Below are 17,358 nucleotides of genomic sequence, written 5' to 3'. Positions count from 1 at the left end.
AGCAGCGGATTGAAAATCCGCGTGTCCCTGGTTCGATTCCGGGTCTGGGCACCATCATTAAAACCCTAACCCTTTGGTTAGGGTTTTTTCGTTTAATCGCCGGCAAAATCCGTTCTGTTGAAATAGGCAAGGGCGGGCTTCTTTGTTAAGCTCGTTGGCGTTTATAACAACCAGAAACAGGAAGTCCGCGCAGATGAAACATGTTTTAAGCATTCTTACTATATCCTTGCTGGCCGCTTGTGGCGGCGCCCCCGGCACCGACAGTGTAACCGGACCTGACAGTACTACTATGACTGAAACTAAAAAACTGACTATCAACTATCCGCAAACCGCCAAAACTGAGGTAGTAGACAGCTATTTTGAACAAAAAATTGCTGATCCGTACCGCTGGTTGGAAGATGACCGCAGCAGTGAAACTGAAGCTTGGGTAAAGGCGCAGAATAACGTCACCTTTAACTATCTGGAACAAATTCCGTACCGCGAGCAGATCAAGCAAAAACTGGCGGCATCATGGAATTATGAAAAAGTCAGTGCGCCGTTTAAAGAAGGCAAATACAGCTATTTTTATAAGAATGACGGCCTGCAAAACCAGTATGTGTTGTACCGCCAATCAGAAGATGGCAGCAGCGAAGTATTTCTTGACCCTAATACCTTTAGTGAAGATGGCACCACGTCTCTGGCCGAAGTCAGTTTCTCGAAAGACGGCTCCAAACTGGCGTATTCTATTTCAGAGGGCGGCAGTGACTGGCGCAAAATTATCGTTATTGATGTTGAAACCAAACAGCAATTGGAAACTGAACTGGTTGATGTAAAGTTCAGTGGTATAAGCTGGTTAGGTAACGAAGGGTTTTACTACTCCAGCTATGACAAGCCGGATGGCAGTGAGTTGTCGGCCAAAACTGATCAGCATAAGCTGTATTACCATAAGCTGGGCACAGCACAAAAAGATGACCCGGTCGTTTTTGGTGGCACTGATGCCGAAAAGCACCGTTATGTTGGCGCTTCTGTTACAGAAGACGACCGCTATCTGTTGATCTCTGCTGCCGTATCAACCTCCGGCAACAAGCTGTTTTTAAAAGATTTAACCAAGCCTGCCAGCGCTCTGGTGACCATCTTGGATCACACTGATTCTGATACCGACTTACTGGATAACGATGGCAGCAAACTGTATCTGGTGACTAACCTCAATGCACCGAACAAAAAAGTGGTAACGGTAGATGCGGCTAAGCCACAGCCTGAGCACTGGGTTGATCTGATCCCGCACACCGACAATGTGCTGAGTGCCTCAACCGGCGCCGGCTACATTTTTGCCGAGTATATGGTTGATGCTATCGCCAAAGTTCAGCAATACGATTACAGCGGCAAACTGGTGCGTGATATCAGCCTGCCGGGTGTGGGTAGCGTAGGTGGTTTCAGTGGCAAGAAAGCTGATGATACGCTGTATTACACCTTTACTAACTACACTACAGCGCAAACCATATACAGCTTTGCGCCGGCAAGCGGTAGCTCAGAGGTGTACAGTAAGTCGGGCGCGGATTTTAACAGCGATAACTATGTGTCTGAGCAGGTATTTTATACCTCAAAAGACGGCACTAAAGTACCGATGATCATCAGTTACAAAAAAGGCTTAAAACGCGATGGCACTAACCCAACCATGTTATACGGTTACGGTGGCTTTAACGTTAGCCTGACACCGGGGTTCAGTATCCCTAATGCGGTATGGCTGGATATGGGCGGTGTTTACGCCGTACCGAACCTGCGTGGTGGTGGTGAATACGGTAAAGCCTGGCATAGCGCCGGTACGCAGTTGCAAAAGCAAAATGTATTTGACGACTTTATTGCTGCGGCAGAGTACCTGCAACAAGAAGGCTATACCTCAAAAGATAAACTGGCTATTCGTGGTGGCTCAAACGGCGGCTTGTTGGTGGGCGCGGTAATGACACAGAAGCCGGAGCTGGTAAAAGTAGCACTGCCGGCCGTGGGTGTACTGGATATGCTGCGTTATCATACCTTTACTGCCGGTGCCGGCTGGGCGTATGACTACGGTACCAGCGAGCAGAGTAAAGAAATGTTTGATTACCTGCTGGGTTACTCACCGGTGCATAATGTTAAAGCCGGTGTGGCGCATCCTGCCACTATGGTGACTACAGCCGATCACGACGATCGCGTGGTGCCGGCGCATTCGTTTAAGTTTGTGGCTGAGCTGCAGGCCAAAGATGCCGGAGCAAATCCGCAGCTGATCCGCATTGAAACCAATGCCGGTCACGGTGCCGGTACGCCGGTGTCAAAGCAGATTGAACAGATGGCAGATATCTTCAGCTTTACGCTGTATAACATGGGCTATCAGCAGCTGCCGTAACCGCGGCTATGGCATAAAAAACCCGCCAACCGGCGGGTTTTTTGTCTTTGGCTAACGGCAAAGCCCTCCGGCCTTATTGTAAAGCTGCAGCGTTCGTTTTACACTGCGTGCCCTTTTTTTAAATGTGTCGGCCACTGTTGCACGAACCCTATAGCGGTTATGCTGGTCGCAGTAGATACACCAACGAATAACACAGATGGCAGGAGCAGGACTATGGCAAAAAAAGCAGTGATCCTGGTATTGGATAGTTTCGGTATCGGTTATGCGCCGGATGCGGACACCTTTGGCGATGTCGGTGCTAATACCTTCGCCAGTATTGCCAAAGCATTTCGCGCTAAAACCGGCCGTCAGCTGGCGTTGCCTAATCTGGCGCGACTGGGGCTGGTTAAAGCCGGCGCTGCAGCATCGCATGGCATTGCAGCCGACGTAGCCGACAGCGATAGCATAGTTGGCGGCTATGGCCATGCCCGCGAGCTGAGCAGCGGTAAAGACACCCCCAGTGGCCATTGGGAAATTGCCGGTGTACCGGTGCTGTTTGACTGGGGCTATTTCCATAACAAAACCGACAGCTTTCCGCCGGCATTAATAGACGAGCTGTGCCGGCGCACCGGCGTGCCCGGTATTTTGGGCAATTGCCATGCTTCAGGTACCGATATTTTGGTAAAGCTGGGTGATGAACATATTAAAACCGGTAAACCGATTTGTTATACCTCAGCCGACAGCGTGTTTCAGGTGGCGGCGCACGAAGAGCATTTTGGCCTGCAAAAGCTGCTGGATTTTTGTCTGGTCGCGCGTGAACTGCTGGATGATTACAATATTGGCCGCGTTATCGCCAGGCCGTTTTTGGGTGACAACGCAAACAACTATGCCCGCACCGGCAACCGCCGCGATTACTCTGTACTGCCGCCGGCACCCACTGTGTTGGATAAACTTACTGCTGCTGGTGGTAGGGTGGTAAGCATCGGTAAAATAGCCGATATTTATGCCCACCAGGGCATCAGTGAAAGTTTAAAAGCCACCGGGTTGGAAGCACTGATTGATAAAACCCTGGCACAGATGGCACAGCAGACGGACAACAGCCTGGTATTTACCAACCTGGTCGATTTTGATCAGAACTTTGGCCACCGGCGTGACCCTATAGGTTATGGCGAAGCGCTGGAGTATTTTGACCGCCGCTTGCCGGAATTAATGGCCGCTTGTGATGATGACACACTGATGATATTGACCGCGGATCATGGCTGTGACCCAACCTGGCCTGGTACTGAACATACCCGTGAATATATTCCGGTGCTGGTATACAAACCCGGCATGCAGGGCACTGATCTTGGCGAACGCATGAGCTTTGCCGATATTGGCCAGACACTGGCCGATTATTTTACGCTGGACGCTATGGCGTACGGCGACTCCTTCCTGAATAAAATTAACTAAGAGATATTTATGGCAACTCCGCATATTAATGCGCCGGAAGGCGCTTTTGCCCCTACAGTATTAATGCCGGGCGACCCGTTGCGCGCTAAGCATATTGCTGAAACCTTTTTAACCGATGCCGTATGCGTCAATACAGTGCGCAATATGTTTGGTTATACCGGTACTTATAATGGTAAGCCGGTTAGCGTACTGGGCTCCGGCATGGGCATACCGTCGATGTCTATTTACGCCACCGAGTTGGTGAAGTTTTACGGCGTAAAAAACATTATCCGCATCGGTTCCTGCGGTGGCTTGCCACTGGATGTTAAAGTACGTGACGTGGTTATTGGCATGGGCGCCAGCACCGACTCTAACGTTAATCGCAACCGCCTGGCGGGGATGGACTTTGCTGCTATGGCCAGCTTTGAGTTACTGGAAAAAGCGGTAGCTGCTGCCCGCGCAAAAAATATTAACGTTAAAGTGGGTAATGTGTTTACCTCTGACTTGTTCTACAACCCCAGCGAAACCCTGTTCGACACCTTAGAAAAGTACGGTGTGTTGGCAGTTGAAATGGAAGCCGCCGGTTTGTACGGTGTGGCTGCAGAATACGGCATTAATGCACTGGCTATCTTTACGGTAAGCGACCACATCCGCACCGGCGAGGCGTTAAGCGCAGAGCTGCGCCAAAACAGCTTTAATGAAATGGTCGAAGTGGCACTGGGCTGCCTCTGATCACCGTTTAACTGACTACAGGATTGAACCATGTCGTTATCCAGCAATAAAATGTTTTACGTGTCCTGGGAAGCTTTTCACCGCGCCACCAAAGAGCTGGCACATCAGCTGTTAGGCCATGACTACAACGCCATAGTCGCAGTAAGCCGTGGCGGCCTGGTGCCGGCGGCTATTTTAGCCCGTGAGCTGAATATCCGCGTGGTAGACAGTATCTGCGTTGCCAGTTACGAGCATGATAAGCAAGGTAGTTTAAGCATTTTAAAAGACGCCAGCCTGGCGGACTCAGAAAAATTGCTGATTGTGGATGACCTGGTGGATACCGGTGAAACGGCCAAAGCCCTGCGTGAGCATTTCCCGAAAGCTTGTTTTGTTACCGTTTATGCCAAGCCACAAGGTAAGCCACTGGTGGATAAGTATGTAACGGACATCGAGCAGGACACCTGGATCCAGCTGCCATGGGATATGGAACTGGCTTATAGCAAGCCATTGGCTGAGAAGTAAAGGTTTAGCCCCTGCGAACCGGATTGCCCACGCGAACACGCCGTAAACCCATCCCTGGGGGCTCGTCTCAGCCCGTCCGGGGCTTCAACGGTCCGCTTAGGGCAATCCGGTTCTTGTCAGCTTAAAGTGCTGAATCTTTTTAGAGAGTAATTATGACCGCAATACAACAATTAACCCTGCACTTGCCGGACTGGATTAACGACGTAGTCGACTGGCAAAAAGTGTATCAAAACGACGATGAAAAAATGGCACTGGCGGTAGAGCTGTCAAAGCAAAACGTGCTGCGCGGCACCGGCGGCCCTTTTGGCAGTGCTATTTTTGACTGCGCCAGCAGCAAGCTGGTCAGTGTTGGTGTAAACCGCGTAATGCCACTGCATAACTCCACTGCGCATGGCGAGATGATGGCGATAATGCTGGCAGAGCAAAGCGTGCAGAGCTTTAGTTTATCGGCCGATGGCGTTAAGCGTGAGCTGTTTACCTCGTGCGAGCCTTGCGCTATGTGCTTAGGCGGCACCTTATGGAGTGGGGTAAAGCGTTTAGTCTGTGCAGCTACAGCTGACGACGCCCGTGCTATAGGTTTTGACGAAGGCCCGGTGTATGACAGCAGCTATGATTATCTTACCAATGCCGGTGTTGAAGTAGTGCGGTTGGTACAGCGCGATGCGGCTAACAAGGTACTGCAAAGCTATGTGAGTGGCGGCGGCGCTATTTACAACGGTTAGACGAAAAGCTGTATCAGACTTGCTGATACAGCTTTTTTGCCACATACAACTCTTCTACTTTTTGTCGTGCCCACGGCGTTTTGCGTAAAAACTTCAGACTGCTTTTTACTGATGGCTCTGATTTAAAGCAGTTGATATCTACCTGCTGTGCCAGAGCCGGCCAGCCAAAGTGATCAACTAAGGCGGTGACGATTTGCTCCAGCGTTACACCGTGTAGCGGGTTTTTCGGTTGAGACATGTAAAGTCCTTTGTTGTTGCCGGTAAAAAAATAGCCACCCTAAGGTGGCTATTCTAACAGCAATATTGCTTATAAACGCTCTAATACCGCAGCGGTAAAGTCGGTGGTGCCGAAGCTGCCGCCTAAATCACGCGTGGTACGATCGCCACTGGCGATAACATCGGCCAGTGCACTGCGGATTTTCTCTGCTTTATCCTGCATGCCTAAGTATTCCAGCATCTGAATAGACGCCAGGATCACTGAACTTGGGTTTGCCAGGTTTTTACCGGCAATATCCGGGGCGCTGCCGTGTACCGCTTCAAAGATAGCGCAATCGGCACCGATGTTGGCACCAGGTGCCATGCCTAAGCCGCCGACTAAACCGGCACATAAGTCAGATAAGATGTCGCCAAACAGGTTAGTGGTAACAATAACGTCGAACTGCTGCGGGTTCATCACCAACTGCATACAGGCGTTATCGACAATCATTTCCTGGGCTTCAATATCCGGGTAACGGGTCGCCACTTCACGCGCCGTTTTCAGGAATAAACCAGAGGTGGATTTAAGAATGTTGGCCTTGTGCACAATGGTCACTTTCTTGCGCTTTTCGCGTCGTGCCGTTTCAAAGGCAAACACTGCAATACGCTCGGCACCGTCCTTAGTCACGATACTGGTGGCTTCGGCAACCATACCATCAGCAGACACTACCTGGCCGTGGCCGGAATACATGCCTTCGGTATTTTCACGGATAGTGATGATGTCGATATTTTCGTAACGTGCCTTGGTGCCTTTAAAGGAGATTACCGGGCGTACGTTGGAATACAGGTTAAATTTTTTCCGCAGTGTTACGTTAATAGAGGTAAAGCCTTCGCCTACCGGGGTAGTCAGCGGGCCTTTTAACGTAATTTTGTTACGTGCTATGGCATCCAGCGTGGCCTGGGGTAACAGCTCACCGGTTTTTTCCAGTGCGGTTAAACCGGCATCGACATACTCGTAGTCGAAGTCACAGCCCACTTTGTCCAGTACCTGGATGGCTGCTTCAACAATGCTTGGGCCTATGCCATCGCCTTTAATGACAGTAATAGTTTGCTTACTCATGGGGGGATCCTTAGCTGTCGTAATTATTCGGAAAGAGGGCCTCTGGCGGGCCTGAAAACGGCGCAGAATATAGCATTTTTCGGCCAAAAGTGCCAGTTTGGCGCAAGTTTACCGCTGTTTTCGCCGTTATAGGCACTATAAAGCGGGTGAATGTTGTAATAAAACTACAATGTTAATTCAAGCGGATAATAACAGTTACTGCCGGCCAGCAACTGCTGCAACCAGGTATCGCTGTCGGCAGGCAGCAGCAATGGCCGCTGCGCAAGGCTGAACATACGTTGCAGTGTCTGTGTGCTATGCGGGGTAAACAGTACCAGGCTACTGTGCCAGGCCAACAGCAGTGCCAGGGTGTTGTTGTCGCCCGGCACTGCGTTGCCTCTAAGGCTTTGCAACCAGTGTTGAGCCGGCTTTATCCATTGCTGCAGGCGATAATGCTGTAACAAAGCGGTCAGCCGGCCGGCACAGGCGTCGTCTTGGGTGTAACAGCGGTTATCGATGGCGCTGTGCCAGCCTTGTGTGGTGCGTTTGAGTAAACCACTGGTATAAGCTGTTTCATTGCGCCACAACTCAGAGCACAGACACAGCGCCAGCGTGCGGCTCTGTGGCAGCGACAGCTGCAGGGTGGGTAATAAGCGCAGCGCCTGCGCCATACAGAAGCTGAATTGATGCAATAAGGCCTGTGCCGGCTGTTGTAATTGCTGTAGGTTCGCCAGCAATTCCGCTTCGGCCAGCATATAAGGCAGTTGCTGCCGGCCTATCAAATTTAACGCCAGCCGCAAGTCAGTAACCGGTTGTTGTTGCCGGTTCAGTTCTGTCGCCAGTGCCAGTACCGGCGCGGCTAACATTGCGGATTGGCCCAGATACAGCACTAACTGTTTGGTGTCGGCATCACACAGCCGGGTAAATTGTGACTGGCTGAGTAAATCGTTGTTGTCCGACAGCTCAATGCCAGGCCGGGGCGGCTGTAATAAGCGCTGTAATAATTGCAGCTCATATTCGCTTTTACTCAACGCTATGCGCAGGCCAATGCGTTGCCGAATCGGTTGGGTTGACTCTGTATCGCGGCACAGATATTCACATTGTGTCAGTAGCAGACTAAGCGGATTTTGCTGCCAGGGGGCTATATTTCGCTCGGTTGGATAACAGTTGTTCAGCAGCGTTGTAACAGCAGCAGCCTGCGGTAGTTTGTGCAGTAACTTCGCCGCCAGCAGCGCAGGATAAGGCTGTAACTTAGCGTGCTCAGCCGCTTGTGGCAGCTGTTTGGCCAGCGCACTGCAAAAACCGGCCACCAGTAACAATTGGCGTACTTTAGCCGGCCAGCGATAAAGCTGACAAAACAGCAGCAATAGCTCAGCCGGCTGCGCCGCTTCGGGCAAAGCGGCTATCTGTTGCAGTAAGTCTGTAGTATCAATGTCGGCGGCCTGAGTATCAGCGATAGCCAACCGCTGCGCTGCCAATTGCCGGCTGATTGTCAGCACAGAACTCATATCTGTTACACTGTTAAGCTGTTCAACACCTTGTTGTAATAAATGCTGATAGCGCAGCCAGGCCGGGTTGTTAGCCGCCATTAGCTGCAATTGCCTGATACTGCGCCACGGCAGGCTCGCCCAATGCAATTAAGCGACGGTTTTTAAACAACAGTGCCGTGCATTCATCTGCGGTGGTAATGCCATCAGTGACGCTGCGGTGGGTGCGGTAGTATAACAGCTGATACAGGGTGCCATTGTGTTGCACAGCAGTAGTAATGTCGGGGCTGCCTAAACGCTGCATAACGTCTTGTTGCTGAATATTAGCATTAGTACTGTAGCTGCTGATAATTTTATGGTTAAACACTTCGCGGTCTACCCAGTTCATTTGCTCAACATCATCCTGGTACCAAAACAGCACCGCCAGTGTCAGCAACAGGTAAATCCCGAGGCCGGACAGAAAAAACGTCAGCTTGCGGGATTTGATTGATAGCATAGCGTGTACAGCCTCCGGTGTGCTAAGGGTTTGCATGCTGTTGGATGCGCATATCTTGCAAATTAAGCCCCAACTGCACGTCCGTTTTTAACGTTAAAATCTGCATAAAAATTTTGATTTGCTCTTTGTGCTGCAGAATTTTCTCGCGTAGCTTTTTATGGCAATCAGGATGTTCCAGCGCCTGTGTCAGCGTTGCGCCCAGTGCCATAAGATCGTGTGCGCCCTTGGGGCCTATGCCGTGTACGCCGGGAATGTTATTGGTGCTGTCACCCACCAGGCTCCAGTAGCGTACCAATTGCTCAGTGCCAACGCCGAATTTTTGCAGCACCGCCTCTTCTGTTTGAAACTGTCTGGCAAAGGCATCATAGATAGCGATATGAGGCCCCAGCAACGGCAAAAAACCTTTGTCGGTAGATACTATGGTTACCTGCTGGCCGTGCTGTGCTAACCGGGCAGCAATGGAGGCTATGACATCGTCGGCTTCATAATCAGCCTGTTGTACGCTGTTAAAACCCAGGGTCTGCGCGGTGTGCTGTAAGCCCGGCAGGGCATCGGCCAAAATAGCCGGCATTGGTTTACGGTTGGCTTTGTAATCGGCATACAGTGTTTTACGCCACAGGCTGTCACGGCCGTCAAACACCAGCAGCGCGTGGCTTGGCTCCAACTCCAACTGCAATCTGGCCAGAGCCTGGCGTAACATGTTTTCGGTATTGCGGATGATCTGCGTTTTAGTGCCTTCTGCTACATCATCTGCTAATGGCAGATACGGCCGCTCCTGCACGGCATACAGCCGCCTGATCAGGTTCAGGGCATCTATCAATAACAAGTGTGCCATCAACGCAGTACCTGGTAACAAGGCTCATATTTGCTACCCGGTAATTTCATCCGGCCTTGTTCTACAAACGCCTGTAATAAGGTATCCATCATTTGCATCAGTTTAGCTTCACCGGTTATTTGAAACGGACCATGCTGACGAATGGCTTTAATGCCTTCGTCTTTCACATTACCGGCGACTATGCCGGAAAAAGCACGGCGCAGGTTAGCGGCCAGTTTGGCGCTGTCCTGGTTGGTGTGCAAGTCCAGTGCGGCCATATTCTGATGATTCGGGACAAAGGGTTGCTGGAAGTCGGGCTCTATTTGCAGTGTCCAGTTAAAATGGTAAGCATCTCCTACCGACTTACGGTAGTGGCGCACTTCTGCCGCGCCCAGTTTCAGCTTACGCGCCACTGCTGGGGCGTCATCGATGATAATTTCTATCAGTTTCAGCGCTTCGTTGCCGAGAGTGTTTTCAATAAAACCGGCAATTTCACGAAAGTAAGCTTCGCTTTGTTTTGGTCCGGTTAGAATAACCGGCAAGCTTTGCTGCCGGTTGTCTTGATGCAACATAATGCCTAACAGGTACAGCAGCTCTTCTGCGGTACCGGCACCGCCCGGAAAAATAATAATGCCATGCGCTACGCGGACAAAGGCTTCCAATCGTTTTTCAATATCCGGCAGGATCACCAGTTCATTGACGATAGGGTTGGGCGGCTCGGCGGCAATAATGCTTGGTTCCGTCAGGCCAAGATAACGGCCGCTGCTGATGCGTTGTTTATTATGGCCGATAGTGGCGCCTTTCATTGGCCCTTTCATTGCGCCGGGGCCACAGCCGGTACAAATATCCATACCCCGCAGACCCAGTTCATAGCCTACTTCTTTGGTGTATTTATACTCGGTTTCGTTAATGGAATGGCCGCCCCAGCAGACAATCATATTCGGCTCGTTGCTGGCATCTATTACGCGGGCGTTACGCAAAATATCAAATACGGTGTGGGTAATATGAGTGCTGTTGTTTAAATCCAGCCAGCTCTTATTGCTTTGCAGCCGGCTATGGTAAAACAGAATATCGCGCAGTACGGCAAACAGATGCTCGTGGATACCTTTAATAATCTGGCCGTCGACAAAAGCACTCAGGGGCGGATTAAACAGTTCTATTTTAATACCGCGTTCGCGGCTGAGCAGGTTAACGGCAAAATCTTTATATTGGTCGTAAATTTCAGCTGAGCTGTCGGTATGGCTGCCTACGTTAAGTACTGCCAGGCAACAATTACGAAATAAGGTAAAGGCAGCTTGTTGTGTATTTTGCTTTAAATGGTCGACTTCCAGTTGGGACAATAAATCCATAGACCCAAGCGGGTTTAATTGCACATGCATATGTGCTCCTTTATACAATCAGTTAATGCCGTCTCAGGAGGCAGGTTTAAGAACCACTTTATCACGGCCGGCTTTTTTGGCTTCGTACAGCGCTTCATCGGCGCGATCAAAAGCACTGCGGTTGGTGTCTTGCTCTGTAAACCGGGTTGCGCCGAATGATATGGTAATAGGCACATTTACGTTTTTGAATTTAAACGGGATTTTCCCTATTTTTTCTCTTAATGCGTTAAGCCGTTTTTCCAGCTCGGCCAATTCAGTTTCCGGAAACAGCATAATAAATTCTTCGCCACCGTAACGGGCGATAAAATCGGTCTCGCGCAGGTTAAGTTTCAGCGTTTTTGCGATCACTTTCAGCGTTTTATCACCGGCGCTGTGGCCGTAGCTGTCATTAATGTTTTTAAAGTGATCAACATCTGCCAGCACCACACAAAGCGGCTTGTTGTAGCGTTGCCAGCGTTTAATTTCTAACTGATAGCGTTCATCAAAGGCGGCGCGGTTAGGTATTTCGGTCAGGGCATCTTGCAGGCTGCGGAAATTTTGCTCGGCAATGCGCTTTTTAAAGGTACCGGCGTCTGTTTCCAGCTCGCCCAATCGCTGTTCCATATTACCTAAAGTTAACAGCAGCTGTTGCCGCTCCTGCTGTTCCAGTTGTTCTTTCTCGCGCAAAGAGCCGGTAATAGCGGTTAACTTATCACTGACCAATAATTTGAGTTGTTCCAGCGAGGTGGCTTTTTGGCTGGCATGGCCTAAATGCTCAATTTGCTGCTCAATTTGTTGATTCAGCACCTGCATTTTTTGTTTCATATCAGCAGAGGTGCTTAGCGACGATACCACCGATTGTTGCACGTTGGTCAGGGCGTCATTCAGCTTTAGCAGAAAATGTTCAGCTGACTGCCGTTCGCGGTTAATACTGCTGATAATAATACCGATGGTTTTTAAGCAGGCTTCCAGCAGGGCATCAATCGGCAGCTTACCCAACAAGCTCAGACGAATTTCATCAATTTCAGCCGCGCTTTCTTCGGCAAAAGCCAGCTCGCTAAGCAGGTTAGTTAACTCGACACTGATTTGGCGGCAAATATGGCCGTAGCGCACATCATCTTCACTGTCATCTGCCAGTTGATGTTTAGCTTGCAGTACGTTTTGATACAGTTTGGCCAGTTCGGTTAAATGCGGTAAAAAGGCATGCACGGTGGCGGAGGGCTGGCCAACTTTACCCAACAGCAGGCGTAAATCGCGGCGCAGTTGATCCGGCAGACCTTTTTGTTGTTGCAACATTTTACCGGCGTCAGCCAGCCCCTGTTGCATGCGCTGAATGTCCGCCTGGTGGCGTGATTCCAACAGTTTAAGGTTGTCGCTGGTAGCTTCAATAAAAGGCAATAGCTTTTCGAGGTCGGTGCCGCGATTAAGCTCGGTGCGAAGTTTCGCTAACCGGTTATCCAGATCAATATCAACACCTTTACATGCCAATGATAATCTGGACACAAATAACGCCAGGATTTTAAACTGCGCTTCATAAGTGTCTTCCAGCGTTTTGCGCGCTTTCAAAGCATTAGTCAGCTGTTGTTTAGAGTCGTCCTGCAAGGCCACCACCTGAGAGTTCATGGTTAAATGCATGTTTAGGCTTAAGTATATCGACTATCGCTGTAAATGCGATCACTGTTTGTACAGAAATGAGCTGAATGGAAAAAAAACAGCGGGCAAAGCCCGCTGTGGTAGGGGATGTTTTTTTACCGGTTTACTTTTTACACAGGTAATAAGGTAACCAGGATTGTTCTTCAGTAGAGGTAAGATATTGCATAATCAGCATTCCTTGTTGGAACTACTGTCCGGCAGTCCGTCTGCCAAACGCCGACTATTTAAGCAGAAATCAGTTATTTTTGAAAGTTGATCTGTACTATTTCATGCTGAATTACAGATTTTACCTGTTCTGCAAAGTGTACAGTTAAGTGCTTTTTACTGAAGTTATTGATAAATAGCACTTAAATTAATTTTCAGAATTAGTGAATTGCTAATACCGTGAAAGCCGTTATGTATTAAAACATAGTTACTGTCGGCTCAGGCGGATAGCGGGTGGGGTGCACAGCTCACTGGCACGCCAGGGATTGATATCTAAACCGCCGCGTCTGGTGTAACGGGCATAGACGGCAAGAAAAGACGGCTGACAACGTGACCAGATATCAGCAAAAATACGCTCTACACATTGTTCATGAAATTCATTATGGCTGCGAAAACTGATCAGATAACGTAACAGCGCTGCATGATCCAGCGCCTTGCCGCGGTAGTGGATATAAACACTGGCCCAGTCGGGTTGTGAGGTAATTAAGCAATTTGATTTCAGTAGATGCGAGTGTAGCTTCTCTTCGACAATATCAGCGTCGGTTTGGGTTTGCAGCAGGCTGGCATCATACTGGTACTGATCAATTTCAATATCCAGATCATCTATACAGCGGCCCGGGATCCAGGTTGGCTGAAATGCCATAATTTCATTTACGTTGTGCAGGCTGACTTTTACCGGCTTACCGGCGCAAGCTGATAGATCGCGCTGTAAATGCTGATATACCTGGCCAAGATCAGGAAAACGGCTTTGATTAAAGCTATTGAGGTACAGTTTAAACGATTTGGATTCAATCAGGTTGGCAGAGTCAAACGGCACCACAAAGGTGGCCAGGGCTACCATGGGTTTGCCTTTGGCATTAAGCCAGGACAACTCGTAACCGTGCCAGATATCCTGGCCGACAAAAGGCAGGGCAGCAGGGTCTAAACCAATATCATCCCGGCCCAAACTGCGCGGCACCGGCTGTAATAGCCCGGCATCATATTTATCGGCATAGGCGGTTACTTTACCAAGGCTTAACCCGGCAAGAAGATCTGAATGGCTGCTGGTCATGTCTGCTTTTGTCATCACGGCGTAGTTAGCGTTACAATGGCGCAAGTTTATCATAAAGTTTGACGGAAGGTCGCGTGGCTCTGGCAACGAATTACAGCCAATTTATCCAACAAGCCATACAATGGCATCAACAGCAAAATCTGACACTCAGTACCTGGGCAGACCCGGCCAGCCCATCGCCTTGTCAGGTTGGCGATATTGTTGATAACACTGTGCAATGGCAGCCGCTGTTACAGCAACCGGCAGCAGACTTCAGTAATGTAGAACAAGCGCTGGAGCTGCAGTTGCATGGTGATATTAAAACGTTTTATCAGCAGTATTACGGTGCCGGGCTGGCCGCTGCGCATCCGCGCGGTAAACTGGCACTGCTGATGGTATGGAACAGTGAAGATGTAAAACGGCTGCAGGAAAATATCATCGGCCATATCATAATGAAACGGCGGTTAAAACAGCGTGAAACAGTATTTTTTGCCACCACGGAAGATGATGATATTTTACTTTCGGTGTTAAATAGCAGCGGTGAAGTCTATCTGGAGCATGTCGGGCAGGAAGTAAAAGAAAAGCTGGCGGATAATCTGGCTGATTTTTTTGCGCAGCTTACGCCTTGCAGTTATGACGGGCTCTGACAATCCCAGGCAATATTACTGACTAAACGGCATGGCTCGCATTTAAAATCAAACAGCTGATGCAGCGGTTGGGCTAAGCGCCAATTCCCCCCGCAGCCGGGGCAGGTTTTTCCGGCTTCCTGTGAGCAGTCGTTACTGCTGCCACTATAGAGTGCGTAGTACACGGCCTTGCCGTTGGCGTGTTCCAGTTGCCGTGCTAACTGCCGGCCTTGTTTGTTTAACCGGCTGTTAAGTTGCTGCAAACTGCGCTCAGCGCTTTTCAGCAGTACGCGGCTTTGCTGCATCTGTATTTCGTCCAGCGCCTGATATTGTAACTGCCAACGGATCAGCTTTTCATGGTCCGGTTGTGTGGTTTTCAGCTGATATAACGGCACCGGTGCGAAATGCTCACCACAGCGCAGCGCTGAGCAGGTGTCATTAAAACGGCTGTACAGAAAGTAAAAGCCCGGCTGTTGGCACGGGTCGGTATGTTGTGACATCAGATCCATACCCTGCAGCTGCAGTTGCGGGTAGGCCAGGCCGGCAGCGGCCAGTTGCTCCAGTGCTTCAGTGCCGCGAGCACTGTGATATTTTTGCAGCAGCGCATCTTCTGCCGGTAGCACAACGCGGCTGCTAAAGCTGTCTTGCTGCCACGCAGTAGGGAATTCGCGGCCTAATAACTGGCCGTTAAAAATCAGTGCTTCAAGATAGCGGCGAATAGCGGCTTCAGCGCTGCCAAAATCCGTATCCGCAATCAGCTTGAATTGCAGCTGCGCCACATACATGGCTACTTATCCAACTTACTGAGCAGTAAATCCAGCTTGGCTTCAATCCGCGCCAGGCTGGCGGCCAGCTCGTTATCAGCGACCGCCGTTTCAGGCATTGTAGCCGTGGACTCAACACTTTCAGTCACTGCAGCCACTACAGGGTTATTACGCCACTGCTGATAAGCCGTAAACAGCTGCTGCGGCGCAATCCGGCCAGCTAACCGGGCGCGAAACAGGGCCAGACTGGGAGTTTTTCCTTCCTGTTGCAGCTGAGCAGCTACTTGTTGCAGCAGTTGTACCGGGTCTGTCATGTTGTTTGCCTGTTTGACTAACTAGTGGCGGAATTTACCACTAATCCGCGTTGAAGAGTAGCTGGTGTTTGTTAACTTGCTGTTTTATATGGCTTTAATCTGTGGCATGCTCTTTGCTGTATGCACAGGAGCCTGAAATAGCGGCCGGTTAACTAAAACAACACAGGAAAATCATTATGTCAGGTAAATTTTTTATTGCTGCGGCTTTGGCAGTGACGTTGTCGGGATGTGTTATTGCTGTGGGCGGCGACCACGAGTTTGATGATGATCGCAGCTGGAAGAAAACCCAGCAGTATAATCAGCAACAAATCAGTAAACTGGCATTAGATACCAGTGCTGAAGATATACGTACATTATTGGGTACGCCGGATTTCACCGAGTCGTTCAGCCATGAGGGTGAAACGGTAACAGTATTATTCTACCGCACCCATCATCATAAAAGTGATGGTAAAACCACCAAAGAAGAATGCACGCCGCTGATTTTTAAACAAAATCGTTTAACCGGCTGGGGCGATAAAGCCTACAAATACCTGTAATCCTGAACGTCTTTGTAATCATGGCGCTCTGTTGCTTAATGCAACAGAGCATTTAACTCATCAATAATCTCACACCATTCGGCGTCTTGTTTTAACGATTCACGCAAAAAGCTGGCCTGGGCGCTGTTCCAGAACGGCGCATCCTGAATAGCCACGCCCGGTGCCAACCTGTGTTGGCGGATAAACTGCGCTATTGCCTGTTCATTGTTACTCAGGCCGAGCTGGGCAAACAAAGTACGTAAATTGTGCTCTGACATATCCATAAAAGCTTCTCCTGTTTAAAGCCTTGTTGTAAGCATAGTCAGCTTTGCTGCTGATTGCTGCAATGGGTTGCTTGGCAATTGATAGCCGCACTGCTATTGTGGATAAAAAAACAACAATAGCAGTCGGGGAATGTATGTTAGCTGAACTGAATACAGTAGAGTTGGACCGGTTAAAAGCCATGTTACTCAGTGCTGATGAATTAAAGTTGGCAGCGTCGTTGTTGTATCAGTCTTATCATGATGACCCGTTGTTTATGGAAATTTTTCGTGCTGACAAGCCGGACTATGAGCAACGGTTGCGGGCCGCGATCAGAGAAGAGCTCAATACCTTTTGGCAAGCCAGGCAGCCAATGATAGGACTGTTTAACGGCGAGCAGTTGCTGGGCGTGGCCTGTGTTATCGCACCGGACTCCGGCATCGGTGCCGGGCGGTTGTGGCATTGGCGGCTGAAAATGCTGCTGACGGCCGGTTACGTTTCTACTAAGCAGTTGTTGGAAAAAGAGCAAAAAATTCATGCCGCTATGCCGGTGCAGCGCTACCATATGCTGGCCTTTATTGCTGTCGCCCCCAAGCAGCAACATCTTGGACTGGGGCATTATCTGATCCATGCGGTGGATTCGATTGTCGACAAAGATCAGCACTCTGCCGGCATTGGTGTCTTTGTTACACTGGAGAAATACCAGGCCTTTTTTGCTGATGATCAATATCAGCCGGTGACCGAACTGGCGTTTAATACGGTAAGCGGTACCCTGATGTTCCGGCCACGGCAGCAGTTGGCTGTGTGATGTAGCAGTGAAT

Annotated in this window: 19 protein-coding genes; 8 read left to right on the top strand and 11 right to left on the bottom strand. The window is 49.8% G+C overall.

Annotated features, from left to right (window positions below):
* Positions 1–193 precede the first annotated feature (193 nt).
* The 5 genes from ACTZWV_RS12300 (at position 194) to ACTZWV_RS12280 (ending at position 5,721) form a co-directional block, all read left to right on the top strand.
* A complete protein-coding gene (locus ACTZWV_RS12300) occupies positions 194–2,359 on the top strand; it encodes a prolyl oligopeptidase family serine peptidase (protein WP_444786822.1) in 2,166 nt (721 codons plus the stop codon).
* A 213-nt stretch (positions 2,360–2,572) separates the two neighbouring features.
* The gene (locus ACTZWV_RS12295) at positions 2,573–3,787 is read left to right on the top strand and encodes a phosphopentomutase (RefSeq protein ID WP_444786821.1); all 1,215 of its coding nucleotides are present in this window, start codon (positions 2,573–2,575) and stop codon (positions 3,785–3,787) included.
* A gap of 9 nt (positions 3,788–3,796) precedes the next feature.
* Positions 3,797–4,498, top strand: coding sequence for a purine-nucleoside phosphorylase (gene deoD, locus ACTZWV_RS12290; protein WP_444786820.1), 702 nt, complete (start codon positions 3,797–3,799; stop codon positions 4,496–4,498).
* Positions 4,499–4,528: 30 nt separating this feature from the next.
* Complete coding sequence (gene gpt / locus ACTZWV_RS12285; RefSeq protein ID WP_444786819.1) at positions 4,529–4,999, top strand: xanthine phosphoribosyltransferase; 471 nt, start codon at positions 4,529–4,531, stop codon at positions 4,997–4,999.
* Positions 5,000–5,151: 152 nt separating this feature from the next.
* Positions 5,152–5,721, top strand: coding sequence for a nucleoside deaminase (locus ACTZWV_RS12280; protein WP_444786818.1), 570 nt, complete (start codon positions 5,152–5,154; stop codon positions 5,719–5,721).
* Positions 5,722–5,734: 13 nt separating this feature from the next.
* Here the strand turns inward: ACTZWV_RS12280 and ACTZWV_RS12275 are convergent, their stop codons facing one another.
* The 8 genes from ACTZWV_RS12275 to queF all read right to left on the bottom strand — a co-directional run bounded on the left by ACTZWV_RS12275 (position 5,735) and on the right by queF (position 14,132).
* Positions 5,735–5,959 (bottom strand): VF530 family protein, encoded by a 225-nt coding sequence (locus ACTZWV_RS12275; RefSeq protein WP_444786817.1) that lies wholly within the window; start codon positions 5,957–5,959, stop codon positions 5,735–5,737.
* A 69-nt stretch (positions 5,960–6,028) separates the two neighbouring features.
* Positions 6,029–7,036 (bottom strand): isocitrate dehydrogenase, encoded by a 1,008-nt coding sequence (locus tag ACTZWV_RS12270; protein ID WP_444786816.1) that lies wholly within the window; start codon positions 7,034–7,036, stop codon positions 6,029–6,031.
* A 164-nt stretch (positions 7,037–7,200) separates the two neighbouring features.
* On the bottom strand, positions 7,201–8,604 hold the full coding sequence (locus ACTZWV_RS12265; protein ID WP_444786815.1) for a hypothetical protein: 1,404 nt from the start codon (positions 8,602–8,604) through the stop codon (positions 7,201–7,203).
* Positions 8,594–8,998 (bottom strand): DUF3192 domain-containing protein, encoded by a 405-nt coding sequence (locus ACTZWV_RS12260; RefSeq protein ID WP_444786814.1) that lies wholly within the window; start codon positions 8,996–8,998, stop codon positions 8,594–8,596. The genes ACTZWV_RS12265 and ACTZWV_RS12260 overlap by 11 nt, the downstream gene beginning before the upstream one ends.
* A gap of 22 nt (positions 8,999–9,020) precedes the next feature.
* Entirely contained in the window at positions 9,021–9,833 is an 813-nt protein-coding gene (gene xni, locus ACTZWV_RS12255) for a flap endonuclease Xni (RefSeq protein WP_444786813.1), read from the bottom strand.
* Complete coding sequence (ppnN, locus tag ACTZWV_RS12250; protein ID WP_444786812.1) at positions 9,833–11,191, bottom strand: nucleotide 5'-monophosphate nucleosidase PpnN; 1,359 nt, start codon at positions 11,189–11,191, stop codon at positions 9,833–9,835. The genes xni and ppnN overlap by 1 nt, the downstream gene beginning before the upstream one ends.
* A 33-nt stretch (positions 11,192–11,224) precedes the next feature.
* On the bottom strand, positions 11,225–12,793 hold the full coding sequence (locus ACTZWV_RS12245; protein ID WP_444786811.1) for a GGDEF domain-containing protein: 1,569 nt from the start codon (positions 12,791–12,793) through the stop codon (positions 11,225–11,227).
* Between the two features lie 442 nt (positions 12,794–13,235).
* Positions 13,236–14,132: an NADPH-dependent 7-cyano-7-deazaguanine reductase QueF gene (queF, locus tag ACTZWV_RS12240; RefSeq protein ID WP_444786810.1), complete on the bottom strand. Its 897-nt coding sequence runs from the start codon at positions 14,130–14,132 to the stop codon at positions 13,236–13,238.
* Positions 14,133–14,152: 20 nt separating this feature from the next.
* Between queF and syd the strand changes: the two genes are divergently transcribed.
* On the top strand, positions 14,153–14,704 hold the full coding sequence (syd, locus tag ACTZWV_RS12235) for a SecY-interacting protein (RefSeq protein ID WP_444786809.1): 552 nt from the start codon (positions 14,153–14,155) through the stop codon (positions 14,702–14,704).
* Here the strand turns inward: syd and ACTZWV_RS12230 are convergent.
* Together ACTZWV_RS12230 and ACTZWV_RS12225 are read right to left on the bottom strand one after the other, a co-directional pair.
* Positions 14,689–15,468 carry a Zn-ribbon-containing protein gene (locus ACTZWV_RS12230; protein WP_444786808.1) on the bottom strand — a complete coding sequence of 260 codons (780 nt, stop codon included), beginning with the start codon at positions 15,466–15,468 and terminating at the stop codon, positions 14,689–14,691. The two genes, syd and ACTZWV_RS12230, sit on opposite strands and share 16 nt — an antisense overlap.
* 2 nt (positions 15,469–15,470) lie before the next feature.
* Positions 15,471–15,761, bottom strand: coding sequence for a hypothetical protein (locus tag ACTZWV_RS12225; RefSeq protein ID WP_444786807.1), 291 nt, complete (start codon positions 15,759–15,761; stop codon positions 15,471–15,473).
* Positions 15,762–15,937: 176 nt separating this feature from the next.
* On the opposite strand from ACTZWV_RS12225, the gene ACTZWV_RS12220 reads away from it, so the two are divergent.
* A complete protein-coding gene (locus ACTZWV_RS12220) occupies positions 15,938–16,297 on the top strand; it encodes a DUF3192 domain-containing protein (RefSeq protein WP_444786806.1) in 360 nt (119 codons plus the stop codon).
* A 35-nt stretch (positions 16,298–16,332) separates the two neighbouring features.
* Here the strand turns inward: ACTZWV_RS12220 and ACTZWV_RS12215 are convergent, their stop codons facing one another.
* Complete coding sequence (locus ACTZWV_RS12215) at positions 16,333–16,560, bottom strand: DUF2789 domain-containing protein (RefSeq protein WP_444786805.1); 228 nt, start codon at positions 16,558–16,560, stop codon at positions 16,333–16,335.
* A gap of 134 nt (positions 16,561–16,694) precedes the next feature.
* Between ACTZWV_RS12215 and ACTZWV_RS12210 the strand changes: the two genes are divergently transcribed.
* Positions 16,695–17,345 carry a GNAT family N-acetyltransferase gene (locus ACTZWV_RS12210; RefSeq protein WP_444786804.1) on the top strand — a complete coding sequence of 217 codons (651 nt, stop codon included), beginning with the start codon at positions 16,695–16,697 and terminating at the stop codon, positions 17,343–17,345.
* The last annotated feature ends 13 nt before the right edge of the window (positions 17,346–17,358 follow it).

It is taken from the genome of Rheinheimera sp. NSM, assembly GCF_052380015.1.
In the GTDB taxonomy this organism is placed as follows: Bacteria; Pseudomonadota; Gammaproteobacteria; order Enterobacterales; family Alteromonadaceae; genus Alishewanella.
Note: the sequence above shows the minus strand (reverse complement) of the source record. Positions and strands in the feature narration are given on the sequence as shown.

What these genes read in the sequence shown, in the direction of transcription:
- ACTZWV_RS12300 (WP_444786822.1), top strand. Translation starts at nt 194, where the DNA reads ATGAAACATGTTTTAAGCATTCTTACTATATCCTTGCTGGCCGCTTGT.
- ACTZWV_RS12295 (WP_444786821.1), top strand. Translation starts at nt 2,573, where the DNA reads ATGGCAAAAAAAGCAGTGATCCTGGTATTGGATAGTTTCGGTATCGGT.
- deoD (WP_444786820.1), top strand. Translation starts at nt 3,797, where the DNA reads ATGGCAACTCCGCATATTAATGCGCCGGAAGGCGCTTTTGCCCCTACA.
- gpt (WP_444786819.1), top strand. Translation starts at nt 4,529, where the DNA reads ATGTCGTTATCCAGCAATAAAATGTTTTACGTGTCCTGGGAAGCTTTT.
- ACTZWV_RS12280 (WP_444786818.1), top strand. Translation starts at nt 5,152, where the DNA reads ATGACCGCAATACAACAATTAACCCTGCACTTGCCGGACTGGATTAAC.
- ACTZWV_RS12275 (WP_444786817.1), bottom strand. Translation starts at nt 5,959, where the DNA reads ATGTCTCAACCGAAAAACCCGCTACACGGTGTAACGCTGGAGCAAATC.
- ACTZWV_RS12270 (WP_444786816.1), bottom strand. Translation starts at nt 7,036, where the DNA reads ATGAGTAAGCAAACTATTACTGTCATTAAAGGCGATGGCATAGGCCCA.
- ACTZWV_RS12265 (WP_444786815.1), bottom strand. Translation starts at nt 8,604, where the DNA reads ATGGCGGCTAACAACCCGGCCTGGCTGCGCTATCAGCATTTATTACAA.
- ACTZWV_RS12260 (WP_444786814.1), bottom strand. Translation starts at nt 8,998, where the DNA reads ATGCTATCAATCAAATCCCGCAAGCTGACGTTTTTTCTGTCCGGCCTC.
- xni (WP_444786813.1), bottom strand. Translation starts at nt 9,833, where the DNA reads ATGGCACACTTGTTATTGATAGATGCCCTGAACCTGATCAGGCGGCTG.
- ppnN (WP_444786812.1), bottom strand. Translation starts at nt 11,191, where the DNA reads ATGCATGTGCAATTAAACCCGCTTGGGTCTATGGATTTATTGTCCCAA.
- ACTZWV_RS12245 (WP_444786811.1), bottom strand. Translation starts at nt 12,793, where the DNA reads ATGAACTCTCAGGTGGTGGCCTTGCAGGACGACTCTAAACAACAGCTG.
- queF (WP_444786810.1), bottom strand. Translation starts at nt 14,132, where the DNA reads ATGATAAACTTGCGCCATTGTAACGCTAACTACGCCGTGATGACAAAA.
- ACTZWV_RS12230 (WP_444786808.1), bottom strand. Translation starts at nt 15,468, where the DNA reads ATGTATGTGGCGCAGCTGCAATTCAAGCTGATTGCGGATACGGATTTT.
- ACTZWV_RS12225 (WP_444786807.1), bottom strand. Translation starts at nt 15,761, where the DNA reads ATGACAGACCCGGTACAACTGCTGCAACAAGTAGCTGCTCAGCTGCAA.
- ACTZWV_RS12220 (WP_444786806.1), top strand. Translation starts at nt 15,938, where the DNA reads ATGTCAGGTAAATTTTTTATTGCTGCGGCTTTGGCAGTGACGTTGTCG.
- ACTZWV_RS12215 (WP_444786805.1), bottom strand. Translation starts at nt 16,560, where the DNA reads ATGGATATGTCAGAGCACAATTTACGTACTTTGTTTGCCCAGCTCGGC.
- ACTZWV_RS12210 (WP_444786804.1), top strand. Translation starts at nt 16,695, where the DNA reads ATGTTAGCTGAACTGAATACAGTAGAGTTGGACCGGTTAAAAGCCATG.